The organism is Enterobacter sp. 22452, assembly GCF_052045065.1.
In the GTDB taxonomy this organism is placed as follows: domain Bacteria; phylum Pseudomonadota; class Gammaproteobacteria; order Enterobacterales; family Enterobacteriaceae; genus Enterobacter; species Enterobacter mori.
Window position 1 is genome coordinate 278,594 of sequence record NZ_JBQEOB010000001.1, and the last position, 19,409, is coordinate 298,002.

The following is a 19,409-nucleotide window of genomic DNA, read 5'->3' on the forward strand; positions in this document are numbered from 1 at the left end:
GGATCCGGAATGTCAAAAAACGCAGAAAAGCCCCATTTCAGAATGGGGCTTTGGTATGTGGCAAAATATCAGGCGGTGTAAATGGAATATCCGCCAGGATAATAAACGATATCCTGAATCACATAGCCGTAATAAATATCGCCCGGATAATAGACGACACCATTTTCCCAGACGCCATTGCCTTCAGGTGTACCGTTTGCTTTGATCGTGGTATTTCCACTATTATCCGCCGTGGTATCGGCGTCTGTATTGGTATTGCTGTTATCAGGCGTGTTTGCACCATTGTCCTGCGCGGCAGCCCCCGTCTCATTAATCACGCCCATGTTATTGACATACCCGGTCGTGTAAACGTGGTTGCCAGAGATATTACCGCTGGCTTCGTTGTTAATCCCGTTAGCGGTATTCAGCGTGATATCACTTGCACTGGTAATGTTACCGTCGTTGATCAGGTAGTTACCGACCAGGGTAATACCGTTATCTGCGGACAGTGTGCCGCCATTGGTGAAGGTGACGCGATCCATCTGAACGTTCAGCTTGTTACCCGCTACCATTCTGCCGTAGTTATACGCGTTGCTCTGTGACCAGCCGTAGCTACCCTCCATATTGAGATTAATATCATGGGCTGCACGGATATCACCGCTGTTGTCCAGATTGGTCATCACATACAGCATGGCATCAGAACCCGCGGTAATCTGGCTACCCGCGTCCGTCATCAGATAAGATGCGGTGATGTTGATGTTATGGGCAGCATTGATCGTGCCGTTACCCCGGTTTTCCAGGTTATTGGTATTCAGACTGAGATCATTTTGACTGGTGATTAAACCGCTGTTTGACAGGTCTGCCAGCTGAAGATCCATCTGGTGAGCGGTGATGATTCCACTGTTGTTCAGCATACTGCTGTTCATCTGCACCGCCAGATGACCGTTGGCCGTGATAGATCCGCTGTTCTCCGCCGGGCCGCCATAGCTGTTCCAGCCATTAGAACCCAGCGTTAACGCCATATCCTGACCAGCAGTCATCGCGCCTGCGTTCTGGAAGGTACCGGTCACGGACATGTCGATATTGTTGCCCGCCTCTACCTTACTGGCGAGATCTGAATAGTAGGCAGTGCCATACATAAAGAGATCGGTGCCAGCAGAAACCGTGCCTGACATATTGTCCAGCGCACCATTGATGGAAACAGAGCCGTTGCTATGAATCAGTCCATTATGGTTAGACAGCATGTTGGTGCCGCTCACCTGCAGCTGGCTGTCATGCCCCAGGGACTGGATGACTCCGTTATCGTTACTTAGCATGGAGGCGTTGATCATGTTCCAGCCATTTCCAGCGGAAATAAGGCCCATGTTGTTCGTCAACGTATCGACGTTAACGCTCATTGAGCCGGTGCTTTCAAGGATACCGGAAGTGTTAGTCAGGTTGGCAGCGTCAACGTTCAGGGTACCTTTAGCGCTAATATGGCCATGGGTGTTATTCACACCCTGTGCATCCCAGGTGTTATAACCGTAGGTTGCACGGCTAATATTCACATCGCCATTGCTGAGGATTTCACCGTTGGTATTATCCAGTGAGTCTGCCATCACAAAGGTGCTCTGGTTACCCAGAATGGTACCCTGGGCGTTGACGGTATTTTTGCCGGAAAGGTTAACCATATCGCCTTTAATAACACCGTGAGTATTATCGAACGTATCGGCTGCCGCAACGGACACCATTCTTTCAGAGGTAATCTGACCGTTATTGTTCAGGACATTGCTACCCATCACGGTTGCCGCATTTTTACCACTAATACGCCCGCCGTTGTTTTCGACTACCCCGTCAACATCAATTGACAGGGTATCATTTGCCGTCAGATCGGCATGGTCGATACGTACGCCAACACCGGAGTCGGTACCTTCCATGTAGATTTTATTAGCGTACATGGAACCCAGCGCAGACACATCCAGCGCCACGTCCGGGGTTGCGCTGTTGTCATATTTCTTCTGCACGCGACCATTTTTATCAATATGGTTATTGCCGGTCACGATCTTGAGCTCGTTAGCCTGAAGCTTCGCGTTAACCTTCACGGAGCGGGCAATAATGTCGGTGTACTGGCTGGAACGGGTATCCATTCCTTTACCGGTGATGGTCACCTGGCCTTTGCTGACATCCAGACCGGTCACATTACCCTGACCGTTGAACGTTGCGGTGCCGGTGGTCAGCGTCGCGTGGTTGGTATTAATAAAACCGCAGCCGTCACAGGTGATGCCTGACGGGTTAGCGATAATCACCTGGGCAGATTGACCCGCCACTTCAACCATACCGTTCAGCTGGCTGGGATCGGAAGAACGCACTTCGTTCAGGATCACTTTGGCGCTACCGCTGGCCATGTTGGCGTTACCGTCGATCTGGCCTGCTAACTGGGTGTTGGTTGCGGTGCCGCTGTTATTCAGGATCACACCGTTGCTGTCGACGTTGAACTCGGAATAGACGTTGTGAGACACACCGCCTGCGCTGGCTTTGTTGATATCGACAATGGTTGCGCCGTTGGTATTGGTGTGAATGGCTGGGCTGTTGGTATTCCCGCCCACAACCGCGGCCTGAACGGGGATAACCATTCCCAGCGCCAGCATGGTGGCAAAGCAGGTTGGGGCTAGTTTTGCGTGCAGGACCTGACGGTTACGCTGAGTGCCGACTGCTGTTTTATTTTTCATTAATCTATCCTTGTATTTCCTTGAAAGTGTTAAACCCCATTTAGGTTCTGAAAATGGGGCGCATATAAAAACACGCAGATCGCTTTATCCTGGAAAAGACTTGTAACGATATTTTAGAATTATTTCTGAAATGGAATTTTGCATACTTAAGTGATATTCACATCACCCAGTAGAATGTCTTGCATTTATTGTTAGGGTGTATGGATTTGAATGAATTACACCCCACTTAACGACGTGACAGAAAAAGAAGAAATAATCATTAAAAATACGTATGCGAAATGTCTGAATGAAATATTTCTGTGTTGTTACAAATTCTACGGCGGACACAATATAATTCGTACATATTGTTTAACTCGGGGAGCGAACATGAACGTCACATGCAAACAAAAATGCCTTCTGGACGCCGCTGGCGGTGACAGGCTGGTCTGACGCGCGCACAGGTGGCGGAGCGAATGGGCGTCAGCGCACCCACCGTATCAAGAATGGAAGCGAATATAACCCGGGCGAGTCTTGATACCTTAACGCGTTTTGCACTGGTGTGTGGGGTTAAACACCCGCAGATTACGCTCTATTGAAAACAGGCACGCCGGTAACGGGCGCGCCTGTAGCGATCAGCACTCGGTCACAATCGTGCTCAGCGGCAGACGGGACTTCGGCAGCGTGGCGTTGAAATCTTCCACGCTGTGATGCCCAACCGGCACCACCACCAGGCTGGTGAAGCCTTTCTCTTTCAGACCAAACTCTTCGTCGAGGATCGCCGCGTCAAAGCCTTCAATCGGCACCGCGTCCAGACCCAGCGCGCCCACGCCCAGCAGGAAGTTGCCGACGTTCAGGTAAACCTGTTTCGCCATCCACTGGTCGTCATCTTTCAGATCCACGCGGTGCATGTCGGCGAAGTAGTGACGGCCTTTATTGTTGGCGGCTTTGGCTTCCGGCGTGTTGAAACGGCCATCGGCCTCTTCCTGATCGACAACGCGCTCAAGCCAGGCATCGTCCATCGCGGTTTTCGCGCAGAACACCACCACGTGAGAAGCATCCAGCATTTTACGTTCGTTGAACACATAGGTGCCCGCAGCGGATTTCGCCACGCGCGCTTTACCTTCCTCGGTGCTGGCAACAATAAAGTGCCACGGCTGGGAGTTGGTGCTGGAAGGGCTGTACTGCAGCAGGGTTTTGATTTTTTCCGCTTCTTCAGCGGTCAGTTTTTTGGCTGGGTCGAACGCCTTGGTGGAGTGGCGTTTCAGGGCGACAGAAATGATATCCATAACAACTCCTGGTGATGAAATTCGCCCGCGTGCGGGCGCGAAAGAGGAGCAGATTACAGCGGGACGCGGAAAAAGATAAGTGCAATTCGAGCGTTTACTCTGTTCGTCTCAGACGAACAATCAGACCGGCCTGATCCACTTCTGGTCTTTTTTGGGCAGTTTATCCACCACCAGATTCCAGGAATCATTGATGAGGTCGGTCACCAGTTCCGGCGTTACATCGTCAGTGCCGTAGAGTGAGATCCAGTGCTTTTTATTCAGGTGATAGCCCGGTTCAACGCCGCGATAAATTTGCTGATTCAACAGCGATTTTTCCGGATCGGATTTCAGGCTGACGTGAGGGCGTCCGCGTACAACCGCCATCAGCATAAAAATCTTTCCACCTACTTTAAACACGTCGTACTCAGGGCCGAACGGCCAGCAGTGTTCGGTGAAAGGCATCTCCAGCGCCACGCGTTTCGCGTGCTCCTGCAAGGACTTACCGTCCATCGCTATCCTCCTGAGCCAGCCCGCGCCACATGGCCTCAAAACCGAGCGCTTTAAAATCGGCAGCGCGGGACGGATCGCGGGTAGCAAATTCCATGGTGGTTTCGGCCAACGACAGGAACATCGCATCGCCGAACGTTTTAAATTCATCCGACATAAACACCTGACGAACCGAACGGCGGCAGAGTTCATGCAGCTCGGGGAACATCTCTTTCACGGCCTGCTCGGTCTCGGCGTTGATCTTCTCACTGACGCCAAGCTGGCGAATCGCGGCGTGCGAGAGAGGGTTTTTGATCCCCCAGTCCACATAGCTGTTCCAGATGTTTCGCGTATGCTCTTTCGGCGTGGTGAGGCTGCGATCCAGGTTGGACAACATCGCCTGGCAGAGATCCTGCTTCAGGTGCAGGTAGAGGGCATTCAGCAGATCGTCTTTCGTAGCAAAGTAGCGAAACAGAGTCCCTTCGGCGACGCCCGCGTTACGGGCGATTAACGCCGTTGAGGCGGCAATACCTGACTGTGCAAATGCCACCGTTGCGGCTTCCAGTAAGGCCTGTTTTTTATCTTCACTCTTCGGACGTGCCACTCAATTCTCCCCTTTGTCAAATGTAAAAAAACGTATTGAAGCATGCGGTTCATACCGCTGCAACGCGGAATGTCAAAGATCGAAAACGTCTTGACGATATATTCATCATATCTAATAATGAGTGCTTACTCACTCATAATCAAGCTTAACCCGCGTAAACCATCGGATGGGGCGCGTATTCGGGTCAGGAAATGAAAAAGCCTCTATTCATCTGCGTGGTGTTTGTCATGATTGTTGCTTCAGCTGCGAGTTTACCTTTTGTTCTGAACGCCGGATTCGGCCAGCCACCGCAGGGTGAGCAGCTCTCCGAAGTGGAAGCCTCCCCGCAGTATCGCGAGGGGAAATTCCACAATACGCTGCCGACGCCGGGTTATAACGGCGACAAAAACATGCTGGTTGCGACGTGGGAATTTCTGACCAAAAAAACCGAAAACGCACGACCGGCGCAGCCGCTGCCGCTGGTGAAAACCGAGCTTGCGAGCCTGCCGCTGGAGCAGGACACCCTGGTGTGGCTCGGTCACTCCTCGTGGTACCTGCAGCTTGCGGGTAAACGCATCCTGATCGATCCGGTCCTCGGTAACTATGCCGCGCCGTTCTCGTTCCTCAATAAGGCCTTTGCCGGTGAGTATCCGTGGCGCGCTGAAAGCATGCCGGAGATCGACCTGCTGATTATCTCGCACGATCACTACGATCATCTGGATTACGCCACCATCAGGGCGCTACTGCCAAAGGTGAAGCGCGTGGTGACGCCGCTGGGCGTGGGATCCCACCTGCGCTACTGGGGAATGAAGCCTGAGATTATTGACGAGCGCGACTGGAACCAGTCGGTGCGCATCAGCGATGAATTGACGGTGCATGTTCTTCCGGCGCGTCACTTCTCCGGGCGCGGCATCAAGCGCGACCAGACCTTGTGGGGCAGCTTTATGTTCGTCACGCCAGAGCAGAAGGTTTATTACAGCGGGGATTCCGGCTACGGCCCGCACTTTAAGGCCATCGGCGAGCAGTTTGGCGAGGTGGATTTAGCCATTATGGAAAATGGCCAGTACGACCAGGACTGGAAGTACATCCACATGCTGCCGGATGAAACGGCGCAGGCCTCGGCGGATCTCAACGCCAAAGCGGTGGTGCCGGGGCATAACGGACGCTTCGTGCTGGCGAAACACACGTGGAACGATCCGCTGATCCAGCTGGCGCGCGCCAGCAAGGACAAAAATTATCGGCTGCTGACGCCGGAACTGGGTGAGCCCGTGCGGGTGAGTGATACCACTCAGGCATTTCGCGAGTGGTGGGAATAATGTTTAAGCGAGAAGCAGAGGGGGAGAGCAGCATGACGATTTCCGCTCAGGTCATTGATACGATTGTTGAATGGATCGATGACAACCTACACCAGCCGTTACGTATCGAAGAGATCGCCCGCCACGCGGGGTATTCGAAGTGGCACCTGCAGCGGCTGTTTATGCAGTATAAAGGGGAGAGCCTTGGGCGCTATATTCGCGAGCGCAAGCTGCTGCTGGCGGCGCGCGACCTGCGTGAATCCGACGCTCGCGTGTATGATATCTGCCTGCGCTACGGGTTTGACTCGCAGCAGACGTTTACCCGTATATTTACCCGCACCTTCAACCAGCCGCCGGGTGCGTACCGTAAAGAGAACCATAGCCAGACACATTAACATGTCGCGTGTAGGCCGGGTAAGGCGTAGCCGCCACCCGGCTTTTTTGTGGGCCCGGTGGCGCTACGCTTACCGGACCTACAAATCACTTACCAGCGATAATTCACCGTTGCTGTCACCGTACGGCCAATCCCGTAGAAGCACGCCGTATCACTTGCGCACGACGCCACATATTTCGTGTCCGCCACGTTATTGACGTTGAACTGCACGCTCGCTCCTTTCAGGCTGCGGTTCATCTCGCCCAGATCGTAGCTCAGCATCGCGTCATACAGATCCACCGACGGCACCTTGAAGGTATTCTTCGCATCGCCGTAGCTGGTACCGATGTAGCGCATCCCCACGCCAGCGGTCAGACTTTTCAGCGCGCCGCCCGGAACGGTATAGCTGGCAAACGCCGATGCCATATGCGCCGGAATGCGCGCCGGCGTTTTGCCTTCTGTTCCCGCCACCGTCGTGCTTTTGGTTTTCGCGTCGGTGTAGGTGTATGAGCCAATCAGGTTGATGTTGTCCATCAGCGTGGAGTGGATTTCCGCCTCAACGCCTTTCGAACGCACTTTACCCGCGTTCTCGAACCAGCCTTCGGCGCTGTTGTAGGTCGCCACGTTGTCCTGGGTTAAATCGTACAGCGCGAGGGTCATCAGCGTGCTGTCGACCGGCTGATACTTAAGGCCAATCTCGGTCTGCTCCCCGGTGGTTGGCTTGAAGGGGGCAACGCCCGGCGCGCGGTTGGTTTGCAGGTTCGGTTCAAACGAGGTGCTGTAGCTGACGTACGGCGACAGGCCAGAATCGAACGCGTACAGCAGGCCGGTTCGCCAGGTGAACTTGCTGTCGTTCTGCTGGGTTAAGCTGCCGTCGGTGAAGTCGTGAGTTCGCACTTCGCTCCAGTCGTAGCGCCCGGAGACCAGCCATTCCCAACTGTTCCAGCTCATTTGATCCTGCAAATACAGCCCCATCTGGTCGAGATTTTGCTGCTCGTCGCTGGCGGTTTTGAAGGTGCTTTCATCCACGTTCACGCCGTACACCGGGTTCGTCCAGTCGAGGTCATACTGTGAACCGCTCCCGCGTTCCAGCAGCTGTTTATCTTTGCTGGTCTTGTAGTCGAATCCGCCGAGCAGGGTGTGGCTGACGCTGCCGGTCTCCAGCAGATACTCAAGCTGGTTATCCAGGCCAAATTCGTTGGTGGTGCGCTCTTCATGCTGCGCGCGTCGCGTCAATACCGTGCTGTTGGCCGCGCTGCTGGCGTAAACGAGGTAACGGTATTTTTGTTTGATGCTCGCGTAACGCGCGTTCTGGCGGAAGGTGAGGTCGTCGGCGAACTGATGTTCCAGCTCGTAGCCGATCGTCGTCTGCTCGCGCCAGGACTGATTGTAATTCGGATCGCTGACGTTAAAGTCGCGCGGGATGTATTTCCCGTCGACGCTTTTGACCGTGCCGTAGGCGGGCAGGAAGTTGCGGTAGCCTGCATCCGGATCCTTCTGGTAGCTGGTCAACAGCGTAAAGCGGGTCTGGTCGTTCGGGTACCAGGTGATGGCAGGCGCGATCGCCATCCGCGTCTCTTTATAATCATCCACCTGATTATGCTGGGTACGGGCGATACCGTTGACGCGATACAGCACGCGGCCGTCGTCGCTCAGCTTGCCGCCGAAATCAAACGCGCCTTCTGCCAGATCGTTATTGCCGGTGCGGAACTGCACGTTATGGATGGATTCCGCGGTCGGCCGTTTGCTGGTCATGCTGATTAACCCGCCAGGGTTGACCTGACCAAACAGCACCGATGCCGGGCCACGCACCAGCTCCACGCGCTCCAGTAACCACGGGTCAATCGTACCCGTCTGGGACGAGGCTGTCGCGCCGAAGCTCAGGCCGTCGAGGAATTTCGGCACATAGCTAAAGCCGCGCACGAACACCTCGTCGTTACGGTTCGACGAGCCGCGGTACTCGGTAAACACGCCCGCCGAGTAGCGCAGCGCCTGCGATACGGACGTCACGTCCTGCATGTTCATCTGATCGCGGGTGATCACCGATACCGACTGTGGCGTTTTCACGATCTCCGCGCGGGTCTTGGTTGCGGAGAGCGTTTGGGTTGCCACAATCCCTTTTACCGGGGCGGTGGGTTCTTCACTCACGCTCTGCGTCACCGTTATGGTTTCTTCTCTATTTTCAGCCTGAGCCGCCACGCTGGTCGTCGCCAGACTCAGCAGCCACAGTTGCATTATCTTATTATTGTTAAACATTTTTTTTACTCATCCTTGGTTGCTATCGCCATAAAAACACCGTTAAAACGCGTTAGATGATATTGCAAATTATTACCATTTGCATTAGCGTTGATAGCAAATTTCGTCAGGGAACAAGCGGTAATGAAGAGGGTATGGAGCGGATTATTACTCGGGGTAGGTGTGCTGCCTGCGGTGGCGGCAACCTGCGAACACTCTTCCCGGCAGGGAGACGTCCAGGGGAAGTTTGATGCCAGCGGTGAAGTCTGTTTTATGCTGCCAGAGCTTGCTGAAAATTATGTCTCCGCCACGCTGCATGGCGTAACGGATGCCCGCCTGCTGGACGGGCAAAACCGCCGCATTCGTACGCTGGTTGAAAATGGGCCCGCCGATGGCGAACACACGCTGCTTTTTGCCCTGCCGGTAAAGCAGAGCACCTCGCTGGTCCTGCACGGCGAAGCGGGTAAGCCCTGGCGTTTTCAGTGGCGGATGAAAGAGACATCTGCGCTACCGCGCGTACAGATGCTGGCACCTGAAAGCCCGACGCTTCAGGCGCTGGCAAAAGAGATTGCTGCCGGAGGGAGCACCGACGCGTTCTGGCAGACGCAGATTCGGCAGGGAACGCCGATGGTGGAGCCGGTAGACGCAGAACATAAGCGCGTCACCTTCCTGTGGCGCGGCGCGCGGGATAACGTCTTTATTCTCGGCTCACCGGCGGGGGATCACGACCCGCTGTTCCGCCTGGGCAACAGCGACGTCTGGTTCCGCAGCTATGTGGTGCCCGCCGACACGGTGATGCAGTACAAGCTCGCGCCCGATGTGCCGATCGTCGAGGGTTCCTCACGCGATCAACGTCGCGCGATCCTGGTGAGCGCCCAGGCCGATCCGCTCAACCCGAATACCTTTGGTGAACAAAAGACGGATCGCTGGAACCGCTATTCGCTTCTCGATCTCAGCCCGGCACGCTATTGCTCCGTGCAGGCCACGGCCCAGCCGCTGGTCCACGGGTCATTAAGCCGCCAGAGCATCACGAGCAATATCCTCGGTAATTCCCGCGAGGTGATGATCTATAAACCGCGCGGCGCGCAGCCTGCACGCTGGACGCTCATCCTCTTCGACGGGCAGATTTATCAGGACGAGTACCATTTCACTAACGTGCTGGACGGTCTGTTCGCCCGCCATCATCTTCCGCCGATTAACGTGGTGTTTATCGACAGCCTCGATCACGCCCGACGCGGCAACGAGCTGCCGCCGAACCCGGACTTCGCCGACTTTATGGCGCACGAGCTGTTGCCCTGGCTGCGCGGGCAGGGCATCGCGATGCAGCGGCAGAAAACGGTGCTGGCGGGGTCGAGCTACGGGGGAATCGCGTCGTCATGGGTAGCGCTGCGCTATCCGCGCCTGTTTGGGAACGTGCTGAGTCTTTCAGGCTCGTACTGGTGGGCACCGAAAGGGGAGGCTCCCGGCTGGCTGACGCGGCAATATCAGCAGTCGCCGCCGTATCCGGTGCGCTTCTGGCTGCAGGCCGGAAAGTTTGAAACCACGGGGCCGGGCGGGGGAATTTATCGCACTACGCAGGATTTCGAACAGGCGTTGAGGGAGAAAGGGTATCGCGTCAGCTTCCACTCCTCATCCAGCGGCCACGACTACGCGGCCTGGTGTGAAGCGCTGATCCACGGCATGCGCGATTTCACCGGCTTACGACGCCAGTGAAAACCAGCGGCGCCAGACGAAACGCAGGATGAAGAATTCGATGGCGCCGAGCGCTAAAAACCACAGGCAGAACAGAATGGTGTAGAGCTGGTTCAGATCGACCATATGGAAGGTCGTCATCAGCTTCTGCGCCAGCACCAGACCCAGCGACGGCGCGGGTAACAGCAGGCAGGAGATCAGGGCCAGCAATAAAATGCCTCCCGCCGTAAGCAGCGATTCTAACGGGTGTTTCATCGTAATGTTAATCGTCAGTTAAAAATGTCATTGTCCGGCATTCTGTAACGTAAAGCAATATCAGCCCCGCTGGCCTTTTTGAATAAAATAAAGACATTATTACTGCGAATAAATAACACTATACGACCCGGTGTTCATATTAATATCGCGTTATGTAAATAAATGTCCGTATCAGGAAAGTAATTTTACAAATGTATAGGTGCTATAACCAATTAACGTGGCAATAACAATGGCTGCGACAATGTATAACGCCAGGCGTCGTCCGCGATAAATACCAAACATGGTTCCCCCTCGTTTAGCGTTGGTTTAGAAATATTTTGTAAAAATCAGGTCATCGAAATAGTTTTAATCAGTTTTGAATAACCGAGAAGTCATTATATTGCGGTAGATCAATTTTACCCGCAAGACTTAAAAATGAATTTATTTAAGCCAGAAAGGAATTCAGGCTTCTGTTCACCGGATATTGAAGGAAAAATACGATGACCGAAAAAAAATTGTCCCCAAACATGCCGCCTTCCGGCGGGCTGGCATACCAGCAGACCGCAGAGCAGGTGCTTGCGCACCTGCAGAGCCAGGCCAGCGGTCTGGATCGTGCAGAGGCGCAGGCGCGTCTGCAAAAATCAGGTCCGAACGCGCTGCCGGAGAAAAAAGGTAAACCCGCCTGGCTGCGTTTTTTGGCCCATTTTAATGATGTGCTGATTTATGTCCTGCTGGCCGCCGCCGTATTAACGGCAGTAATGGGCCACTGGGTTGATACGCTGGTTATTCTGGGCGTCGCGGTAATCAATGCCTTAATTGGCCATATTCAGGAAAGCAACGCGGAAAAATCCCTGAAGAGTATTCGCAATATGCTCTCCAGCGAGGCGCGCGTTATTCGTAACGGCAACCACGAAACGATACCCACAACTGAAATAGTTCCGGGCGATATTATCGTATTACGCGCGGGGGATCGTATTCCGGCGGATATGCGTTTAATCGAAGCGCATAATTTACGTGTGGAAGAGGCGATTCTGACCGGTGAATCCACCGTGGTGGATAAGCACACGAATCCGCTGAGCGGCGAACTGCCGCTGGGCGACCGCACCAATATGGTCTTCTCCGGGACGACCGTAAGCGCGGGTGGCGGCGTCGGCCTGGTCACCGCGACCGGCAAGGATACCGAACTCGGCCACATCAACCAGATGATGGCGGGCATCGAAAAGCACCGCACGCCGCTGCTGGTGCAGATGGACAAGCTGGGTAAAGCGATCTTCGCCATTATCCTGGCGATGATGGCGGCGCTGTTTGTCTTCAGCCTGGTGTTCCGCGAGATCCCGATGGGCGAGCTGCTGCTCTCCCTGATTAGCCTGGCGGTGGCCTCCGTGCCGGAAGGTCTGCCAGCGATTATCTCCATCATCCTCTCGCTGGGCGTGCAGGCGATGGCGCGAAAGCGGGCGATTATCCGCAAGCTGCCAACGGTTGAAACCCTGGGCGCGATGACCGTGGTCTGCTCGGATAAAACCGGCACCCTGACCATGAACGAGATGACGGTCAAAGCCATCATCACCGCTGACGCCTGCTACCGCGTGGACGGCAACAGCTACGAACCGGTGGGCAACATCTACCTGGAAGGCAGCGACGAGCCGGTCCACATCCAGCCGGGCACCGTGCTGGAGCAGTACCTGCGCACCATCGACCTGTGCAACGACAGCCAGATGATTCAGGACGAGCGCGGCCTGTGGGGCATCACCGGTGGGCCGACCGAGGGCGCGCTGAAGGTGCTGGCGGCGAAGGCCAGCCTTGAGCCGGTCATGACCACGCTGGTTAACAAGATCCCGTTCGACTCGCAGTACAAGTACATGAGCACCCACTACCAGATTGGCGGTGAGGAGCAGATCCTGATCACCGGTGCGCCGGACGTGATTTTCGCCCTGTGCGCCGAGCAGCAGACCCGTCACGGGGCGGAAGCCTTCAACCGCGCGTACTGGGAAACCGAGATGGAGCGCTATGCGCGTCAGGGGCTGCGTATGGTCGCCGCGGCGTTTAAGCCAGCGAACGGCGAGCAGGAGCTGACGCACGACGACCTGAGCCACGGTCTGATCTTCCTCGGCATCGCCGGGATGATGGATCCGCCGCGTCCGGAAGCGATTGATGCGATTCACGCCTGCCAGCAGGCGGGGATCCGCGTGAAGATGATCACCGGGGATCACCCGCAGACGGCGATGAGCATCGGCCAGATGCTGGGGATCACCAACAGCGAGCAGGCGGTCACCGGCTACCAGCTGGAGAAAATGGACGACGCCGAGCTGGCGGAAGCCGCTGTGAAATATGACATCTTCGCCCGTACCAGCCCGGAGCATAAGCTGCGCCTGGTGAAAGCGCTGCAGGATAAAGGTGAAATCGTCGGCATGACCGGTGACGGCGTGAACGACGCCCCGGCGCTGCGTCAGGCTGACGTGGGCATCGCGATGGGCATCAAAGGCACGGAAGTGACCAAAGAGGCGGCGGACATGGTCCTGACGGACGATAACTTCGCCACCATCGCCAGCGCGGTGAAAGAGGGGCGTCGCGTTTACGACAACCTGAAGAAGACCATCCTGTTCATCATGCCGACCAACCTCGCGCAGGGGCTGCTGATTGTGATTGCGCTGCTGGCGGGGAACATCATTCCGCTGACGCCGGTGCTGATTTTGTGGATGAACATGGCCACCTCCGCCACGCTCTCCTTTGGTCTGGCCTTTGAGGCCGCCGAGCGCAACATCATGCGCCGTCCGCCGCGCCAGACCGGGCAGCACGTGATGGACGCCTACGCCGTCTGGCGCGTGGCCTTCGTCGGCACCATGATTGCCATCGCCGCCTTTGCGCTGGAAGCCTGGCTGGCCCCGCGCGGCCACAGCGCGGAGTTCATCCGCACCGTGCTGCTGCAGATGCTGGTCTGCGCCCAGTGGGTGTACATGATTAACTGCCGCAACACCGAAGGGTTCTCCCTGAACCGTGGCCTGCTGGCAAACAAAGGGATCTGGCTGGTGACGGGCGTGCTGTTCCTGCTGCAGGCGGCGATTATCTACCTGCCGTTTATGCAGATGCTGTTCGGCACCGAAGCGCTGCCGCTGCGCTACTGGTTCGTGACTCTGGCGGTGGCGGGCGTGATGTTCTTCGTCGTCGAAATCGAGAAGCGACTGACCCGCAGGTTCCGTAAGGCTGCATAACGAAAACCTTACCCCTCACCCTGCCCTCTCCCCAAAGGGGAGAGGGTGTTCAAGTTCCCTCTCCCCTTTGGGGAGAGGGTTAGGGTGAGGGGAAAATACTGAGGTACTCCCATGAAACTCCCACTCCTGTTCGCGCTCCTCGTCTGCACCCTGCAACCCGCATTCGCTGCCGCCATTCCCGTTCGCGTCGCCGCCGTTGAGCAGACCGCCCACGCCGCCGAGCGCCAGATCCCGGGCCGCATCGAAGCTATCCACACCGTTGAGCTGCGCGCCCGCACGGAAGGCGTGATAACGAAAATCCACTTCCGCGACGGGCAGTACGTGAAAAAAGGCGACGTGCTGTTCGAGCTGGACGACGCCGAGCCGCGCGCCGCCCTGCGCCTGGCGCAGGCCGAAGTGAGAAGCGCCGAAGCCACGCTGCGTCAGGCGCAGCAGCAGCTTTCCCGCTTTGAAAGCCTGGGCAGCAGTAACGCCATCAGCCGTCACGACGTGGATAACGCCCGCATGCAGCGGGACGTCGCCAGCGCCGCGCTGGAGCAGGCGAAAGCCCGGCTCGACACCCGCAGCGTCACCCTGAACTACACCCGCATCGCCTCGCCGATTGACGGACGCGTGGGGCACAGCCAGTTCCACGTCGGCAGCCTGGTCAACCCTGCCAGCGGCGTGCTGGTGGAGGTCGTGCAGCTCGATCCCATCCGCATCGCCTTTGCGCTGGAAGAGGGCGCATTTGCCACCAAAGCCGGTCAGCATGCGGATATCAGCGCCATGAAGCAGGCCTGGCAGGCGTTAATCGACAGCAACGGCCAGCGCGTCAGCGGCGAGCTGACCTCCGTGGACAATCGCATCGACCCGCGCACCGCCAGCGTGATGCTACGCGCCGAATTTGCCAACCCGCGCCATCAGCTCTTGCCCGGCGGCAACGTGAACGTGACCCTGCGTCCGGCCAGCGAGCAGACTGTCCTGACCCTGCCAGCCGCCGCGGTACAGCAGAACGGCGACGGGTTCTTTGCCTGGGTGGTTAACGCCGACGGCAAAGCCGAAATGCGCCCGCTGAAGGTCGCCGGACAGATTGGCCAGCAGTTCCAGATTTCATCTGGCGTGAAGCCCGGTGAGCGAGCAATCACTGACGGCGCGCAGCGCGTGCAGCCCGGCGCTGCCGTCCAGATACTGAATTAAGGAGCCATCATGCTGACGTTTTTCATCAAACGCCCGCGCTTTGCGATGGTGATTGCGCTGGTCATCACCCTGCTCGGGGCCATCGCGCTGAGGATTATTCCGGTAGAGCAGTACCCGCAGATCACGCCGCCGGTCGTGAATGTGTCAGCGTCATGGCCGGGCGCGAGCTCGGCTGACGTGGCGGAAGCTATCGCCACGCCGCTGGAGACCCAGCTGAACGGCGTGGATCACATGCTCTATATGGAGTCCACCAGCTCGGACGAAGGCACGTATAGCCTGAACATCACCTTTGCGGCGGGCACCGATCCGGACCTCGCCGCCATCGACGTGCAGAACCGCGTGGCGCAGGCCGTGGCGCAGCTTCCCGCCGAGGCGCAGCAAAACGGCGTGCAGGTGCGCAAGCGGGCCACCAACCTGATGATGGGGGTAAGTCTTTACTCACCGAATAACACCCACACGCCGCTGTTCGTCAGCAACTACGCCAGTACCCAGGTGCGCGAGGCGCTGTCTCGCCTGCCGGGCGTCGGGCAGGTGCAGATGTTTGGCGCGCGCGACTACAGCATGCGCATCTGGCTGCGTCCGGACCGTATGAGCGCTCTGAACGTGACGACCGACGACGTGGCGCAGGCGCTGCGCGAGCAGAACGTGCAGGGGGCGGCAGGCCAGGTCGGCACGCCGCCGGTGTTTAACGGCCAGCAGCAGACCCTGACCATCAACGGGCTGGGACGTTTAAACCAGGCCGACGACTTTGCCAACATCATTATTCGCGCCGGGGAGATGGGCCAGCTGGTGCGCCTGAAGGACGTCGCCACCATCGAGCTTGGCTCGCGCAGCTACAGCTCCGGCGCGCAGCTGAACGGGCACGACTCCGCCTACCTCGGCATCTACCCGACGCCGTCCGCCAACGCTCTGCGCGTGGCCGACGCGGTGCGCGCGGAGCTGGAGCGCCTCTCGACGCGCTTCCCGGACGACCTGGTCTATGAGGTGAAATTCGACACCACCTCCTTTGTTGCCGCCACCATCAAGGAGATCGGCGTTTCGCTGGCGCTGACCATGCTGGCGGTAGTGGTGGTCGTTTCCCTGTTCCTGCAAAGCTGGCGTGCGACGCTGATTGTCGCGCTTGCCATTCCGGTGTCGCTGGTGGGCACCTTCGCGGTGCTCTACACGCTCGGCTACTCCGCCAACACCCTCAGCCTGTTCGCCATTATTCTGGCGCTGACCATGGTGGTGGATGATGCCATCGTGGTGGTGGAGAGCGTCGAAACGCTGATGGCGGAAGGGCAGAGCCGCACGGCGGCGACCGCGCTTGCGCTGCGCCAGATTGCCGGGCCGGTGATTGCGACGACGCTGGTGCTGCTGGCGGTGTTTGTGCCGGTGGCGCTGCTGCCGGGGATTGTCGGCGAGCTTTATCGCCAGTTCGCGGTGACGCTCTCCACCGCCGTGACGCTTTCAAGCCTGGTGGCACTGACCCTGACGCCCGCGCTGTGCGCGATGCTGCTGCGTCCGCGCCCGGAGAAACCTGCGGCACTCTATCGCGCCTTTAATCGCGGGCTGGACGCTACGCGCGGTTTCTACACCCGCATCGTGAACGTTTTAAACCTACGCCCGTGGCTGGCGCTGCTGGCTACCGCGGGTGCTGCGGCCGTGGTGGCATTCAGCTTTACGTCGATGCCAAAAGGCTTCCTGCCGCAGGAGGATCAGGGCTACTTCTTCGCCAGCGTCCAGCTGCCGGAAGCGGCATCGCTGGAGCGGACCGAAGCGGTGATGACCACCGCGCGCGCGCTGATCGCCAAAAACCCGGCGGTGGAGGACGTGATTCAGGTCTCCGGGTTTAACATTCTCAACGGCACCAGCGCCTCCAACGGCGGGTTTATCTCCATCATGCTCAAAGACTGGAGCGAACGGCCGCCGCTGGATGAGGTGATGGGCACCCTGCAGCGCCAGCTGCTGGCCCTGCCGGAAGCGACCATTATGACCTTCGCGCCGCCGACGCTGCCGGGGCTGGGCAACGCCTCCGGCTTCGACCTGCGCATTCAGGCGCAGGCGGGGCAGAGCCCGGCGGAGCTGGAGCGCGTGACGCGTGAGGTGCTGGCGAAAGCCAACCAGCACCCGCAGCTGAGCCGCGTGTTTACCACCTGGAGCAGCAACGTGCCGCAGCTGACGCTGACCGTTGACCGCGAGCGCGCCGCCCGTCTTGACGTGCCGGTGTCGCGCATCTTCAGCAGCCTGCAAACCGCCTTCGGCGGCACGCGCGCCGGGGATTTCAGCGTGAATAATCGCGTTTACCACGTGGTCATGCAGAACGAGATGCAGTGGCGCGAGCGCGCCGGGCAGATCAGCGAGCTGTTCGTGCGCAGCAACAGCGGCGAGCGGGTGCGCCTGAGCAACCTCGTGACCATTACGCCGACCGTCGGCGCGCCGTTCCTGCAGCAGTACAACCAGTTCCCGTCGGTCTCGGTGAGCGGCTCGGCGGCGGACGGTGTGAGCAGCAGCACCGCGATGGCGGCGATGGGCGAGATTCTGGCGGAAAACCTGCCAGCCGGGTACGACTATGCCTGGAGCGGCATGTCATATCAGGAGCAGCAGACCGGCAACCAGGCGATGTGGATCGTGCTGGCGGCGGTGGTCATGGCGTGGCTGTTCCTCGTCGCCCAGTACGAGAGCTGGACGCTCCCGGCGAGCGTGATGCTCTCGGTGCTGTTCGCCATCGGTGGGGCGCTGGTCTGGCTGTGGTTGGCGGGATACGCCAACGACGTGTACGTGCAGATAGGTCTGGTGCTATTGATAGCCCTCGCCGCCAAGAACGCGATCCTGATCGTGGAGTTTGCCCGCGCGCGGCGCATGGACGGGATGGCGATTGTCGATGCCGCGCGCGAAGGGGCCTCGCGCCGCTTCCGCGCGGTGATGATGACCGCCGTGTCGTTCATTATCGGCGTATTGCCGATGATGCTGGCGACCGGGNGCACCACGGTGTTCAGCGGCATGCTGGTGGCGACCGTGGTAGGGATCCTGTTTATCCCGGCGCTGTTCGTGCTCTTCCAGCGCCTGCGCGAGTGGGGCCACGGCCTTACGGACTCGTCGCCCACAGCTCGCAGTGCTTCTGAACCAGAGAAATAAGCGAGCCGCCGTCGGCAATAAAGTCCCGCATGCGCTGCGCCTCGCTCTTGCCCTGCTTTAACAGCAGGGCAATTTCATTGATTGCGCTCGTCGCGCCGAGCTTCTCGGCCGACGGCGCAACCTGCTCCAGCAGCCAGGTGATATCCTCCGCCACGGTCTTGTGCTCACCGGTATGCACGTCCGTCAGAATGCCCTCTAATCCATAGCGACACGCCTGAAAACGGTTAAAGCGGTACAGCAGAAAATCCTTTTCCTGATGCTTATACGGCCGCGTGGTCAGCAGCCAGTGCGACGTCGCCTGGATCAGCCCGGCGATGTTTATTGCGTGGCCGAGCGTTAGCGGCGTATCCATCACCCGCACCTCCACGGTGCCGAAGTGCGGGCTGGGGCGGATGTCCCAGTGCAGATCTTTAATGCTGTCGATCATGCTGGTCGAACTCAGGCGGCGGAACAGCCCCTCGAACTCCTGCCAGCTGTTGACCCACGGCATCTGGCCGTTATCCGGGAACCCTGAAAAAATGTTAAGCCGTGACGAGGAGAACTTCGTGTCCGTACCCTGCATGTACGGCGATGCCGCCGCCAGGGCGATAAAGTGCGGGACAAAGCGCGACAGGCCGTGCAGCAGGTAGATGGCGTCATCCCCGGTCCGACAGCCGACGTGGACGTGTTGGCCGAACACCGTTGCCTGCAAAATCAGATAGCCAAAGCGCTCCAGCGTGACGTTATAGCGCTCGTCGTCACACACCTCCTGACGCTGCCACTTCTGGAACGGGTGCGTCCCGCCGCCGCAGATCTGGATATGCTGCTCCGCCGCTGCGCGCAGGATGCTCTGCTGCATCACCGAGAACTGCGCGGCCGCCTGGTCGATGTTCTGGCACACGCCGGTGGCGATTTCGAGCATGCTTTCGGTGATGTCGTGTTTGACCTCGCCGCCTTTGATGTCGTCCTTGACGGCGGCGATAAGCGCGGAGGAGTCCTGGCTGAGATCGTACCCCGGCGGGTTAACCACCTGCAGTTCGAGTTCGATGCCGAGGGTAAAAGGTTCAGAGGATTTGAAATCAGGTAAAGGCATGGCGCA

At 58.0% G+C, this 19,409-nt stretch carries 13 protein-coding genes and 1 pseudogene; 7 read left to right on the top strand and 7 right to left on the bottom strand.

The window, feature by feature from the left end; translation table 11 throughout:
* Positions 1–68: 68 nt before the first annotated feature.
* Positions 69–2,687 carry a two-partner secretion domain-containing protein gene (locus ACTJJA_RS01350; protein WP_440665743.1) on the bottom strand — a complete coding sequence of 873 codons (2,619 nt, stop codon included), beginning with the start codon at positions 2,685–2,687 and terminating at the stop codon, positions 69–71.
* Positions 2,688–3,106: 419 nt separating this feature from the next.
* Here ACTJJA_RS01350 and ACTJJA_RS01355 point away from each other — a divergent pair.
* Positions 3,107–3,262 (top strand): annotated as a pseudogene (locus tag ACTJJA_RS01355) (helix-turn-helix domain-containing protein); the annotation flags it as partial.
* 36 nt (positions 3,263–3,298) lie between these two features.
* Here the strand turns inward: ACTJJA_RS01355 and nfsB are convergent.
* The 3 genes from nfsB to ACTJJA_RS01370 form a co-directional block, all read right to left on the bottom strand.
* Positions 3,299–3,952, bottom strand: a complete 654-nt coding sequence (gene nfsB / locus ACTJJA_RS01360) for an oxygen-insensitive NAD(P)H nitroreductase (RefSeq protein ID WP_108415769.1) — start codon at positions 3,950–3,952, stop codon at positions 3,299–3,301.
* 120 nt (positions 3,953–4,072) lie between these two features.
* The gene (locus ACTJJA_RS01365; RefSeq protein ID WP_440665746.1) at positions 4,073–4,441 is read right to left on the bottom strand and encodes an MmcQ/YjbR family DNA-binding protein; all 369 of its coding nucleotides are present in this window, start codon (positions 4,439–4,441) and stop codon (positions 4,073–4,075) included.
* Positions 4,431–5,021: a TetR/AcrR family transcriptional regulator gene (locus ACTJJA_RS01370; protein ID WP_421511744.1), complete on the bottom strand. Its 591-nt coding sequence runs from the start codon at positions 5,019–5,021 to the stop codon at positions 4,431–4,433. The genes ACTJJA_RS01365 and ACTJJA_RS01370 overlap by 11 nt, the downstream gene beginning before the upstream one ends.
* 191 nt (positions 5,022–5,212) lie before the next feature.
* Here ACTJJA_RS01370 and ACTJJA_RS01375 point away from each other — a divergent pair, with 191 nt between their 5' ends.
* Together ACTJJA_RS01375 and ACTJJA_RS01380 are read left to right on the top strand one after the other, a co-directional pair.
* Positions 5,213–6,316, top strand: coding sequence for an MBL fold metallo-hydrolase (locus tag ACTJJA_RS01375; RefSeq protein ID WP_440665748.1), 1,104 nt, complete (start codon positions 5,213–5,215; stop codon positions 6,314–6,316).
* A 32-nt stretch (positions 6,317–6,348) separates the two neighbouring features.
* Positions 6,349–6,690 carry a RamA family antibiotic efflux transcriptional regulator gene (locus ACTJJA_RS01380; RefSeq protein WP_010428317.1) on the top strand — a complete coding sequence of 114 codons (342 nt, stop codon included), beginning with the start codon at positions 6,349–6,351 and terminating at the stop codon, positions 6,688–6,690.
* An 89-nt stretch (positions 6,691–6,779) separates the two neighbouring features.
* Here the strand turns inward: ACTJJA_RS01380 and ACTJJA_RS01385 are convergent, their stop codons facing one another.
* On the bottom strand, positions 6,780–8,924 hold the full coding sequence (locus ACTJJA_RS01385; protein WP_440665751.1) for a TonB-dependent siderophore receptor: 2,145 nt from the start codon (positions 8,922–8,924) through the stop codon (positions 6,780–6,782).
* Between the two features lie 123 nt (positions 8,925–9,047).
* Between ACTJJA_RS01385 and ACTJJA_RS01390 the strand changes: the two genes are divergently transcribed.
* Positions 9,048–10,616, top strand: a complete 1,569-nt coding sequence (locus tag ACTJJA_RS01390; RefSeq protein ID WP_440665753.1) for an alpha/beta hydrolase-fold protein — start codon at positions 9,048–9,050, stop codon at positions 10,614–10,616.
* Here ACTJJA_RS01390 and ACTJJA_RS01395 read toward each other — a convergent pair.
* Positions 10,602–10,850, bottom strand: a complete 249-nt coding sequence (locus ACTJJA_RS01395) for a DUF1158 domain-containing protein (protein ID WP_010428319.1) — start codon at positions 10,848–10,850, stop codon at positions 10,602–10,604. The genes ACTJJA_RS01390 and ACTJJA_RS01395 overlap by 15 nt on opposite strands.
* Positions 10,851–11,329: 479 nt before the next feature.
* On the opposite strand from ACTJJA_RS01395, the gene ACTJJA_RS01400 reads away from it, so the two are divergent.
* From ACTJJA_RS01400 to ACTJJA_RS01410, 3 genes are all read left to right on the top strand, one after another.
* The gene (locus ACTJJA_RS01400) at positions 11,330–14,038 is read left to right on the top strand and encodes a cation-transporting P-type ATPase (protein ID WP_440665755.1); all 2,709 of its coding nucleotides are present in this window, start codon (positions 11,330–11,332) and stop codon (positions 14,036–14,038) included.
* A gap of 111 nt (positions 14,039–14,149) precedes the next feature.
* Complete coding sequence (locus ACTJJA_RS01405) at positions 14,150–15,214, top strand: efflux RND transporter periplasmic adaptor subunit (RefSeq protein WP_440665757.1); 1,065 nt, start codon at positions 14,150–14,152, stop codon at positions 15,212–15,214.
* A 9-nt stretch (positions 15,215–15,223) separates the two neighbouring features.
* Positions 15,224–18,331 (top strand): efflux RND transporter permease subunit, encoded by a 3,108-nt coding sequence (locus ACTJJA_RS01410; protein WP_440665759.1) that lies wholly within the window; start codon positions 15,224–15,226, stop codon positions 18,329–18,331.
* Here the strand turns inward: ACTJJA_RS01410 and ACTJJA_RS01415 are convergent.
* Positions 18,282–19,403, bottom strand: coding sequence for a YbdK family carboxylate-amine ligase (locus tag ACTJJA_RS01415; RefSeq protein ID WP_440665761.1), 1,122 nt, complete (start codon positions 19,401–19,403; stop codon positions 18,282–18,284). The two genes, ACTJJA_RS01410 and ACTJJA_RS01415, sit on opposite strands and share 50 nt — an antisense overlap.
* Positions 19,404–19,409: the final 6 nt, after the last annotated feature.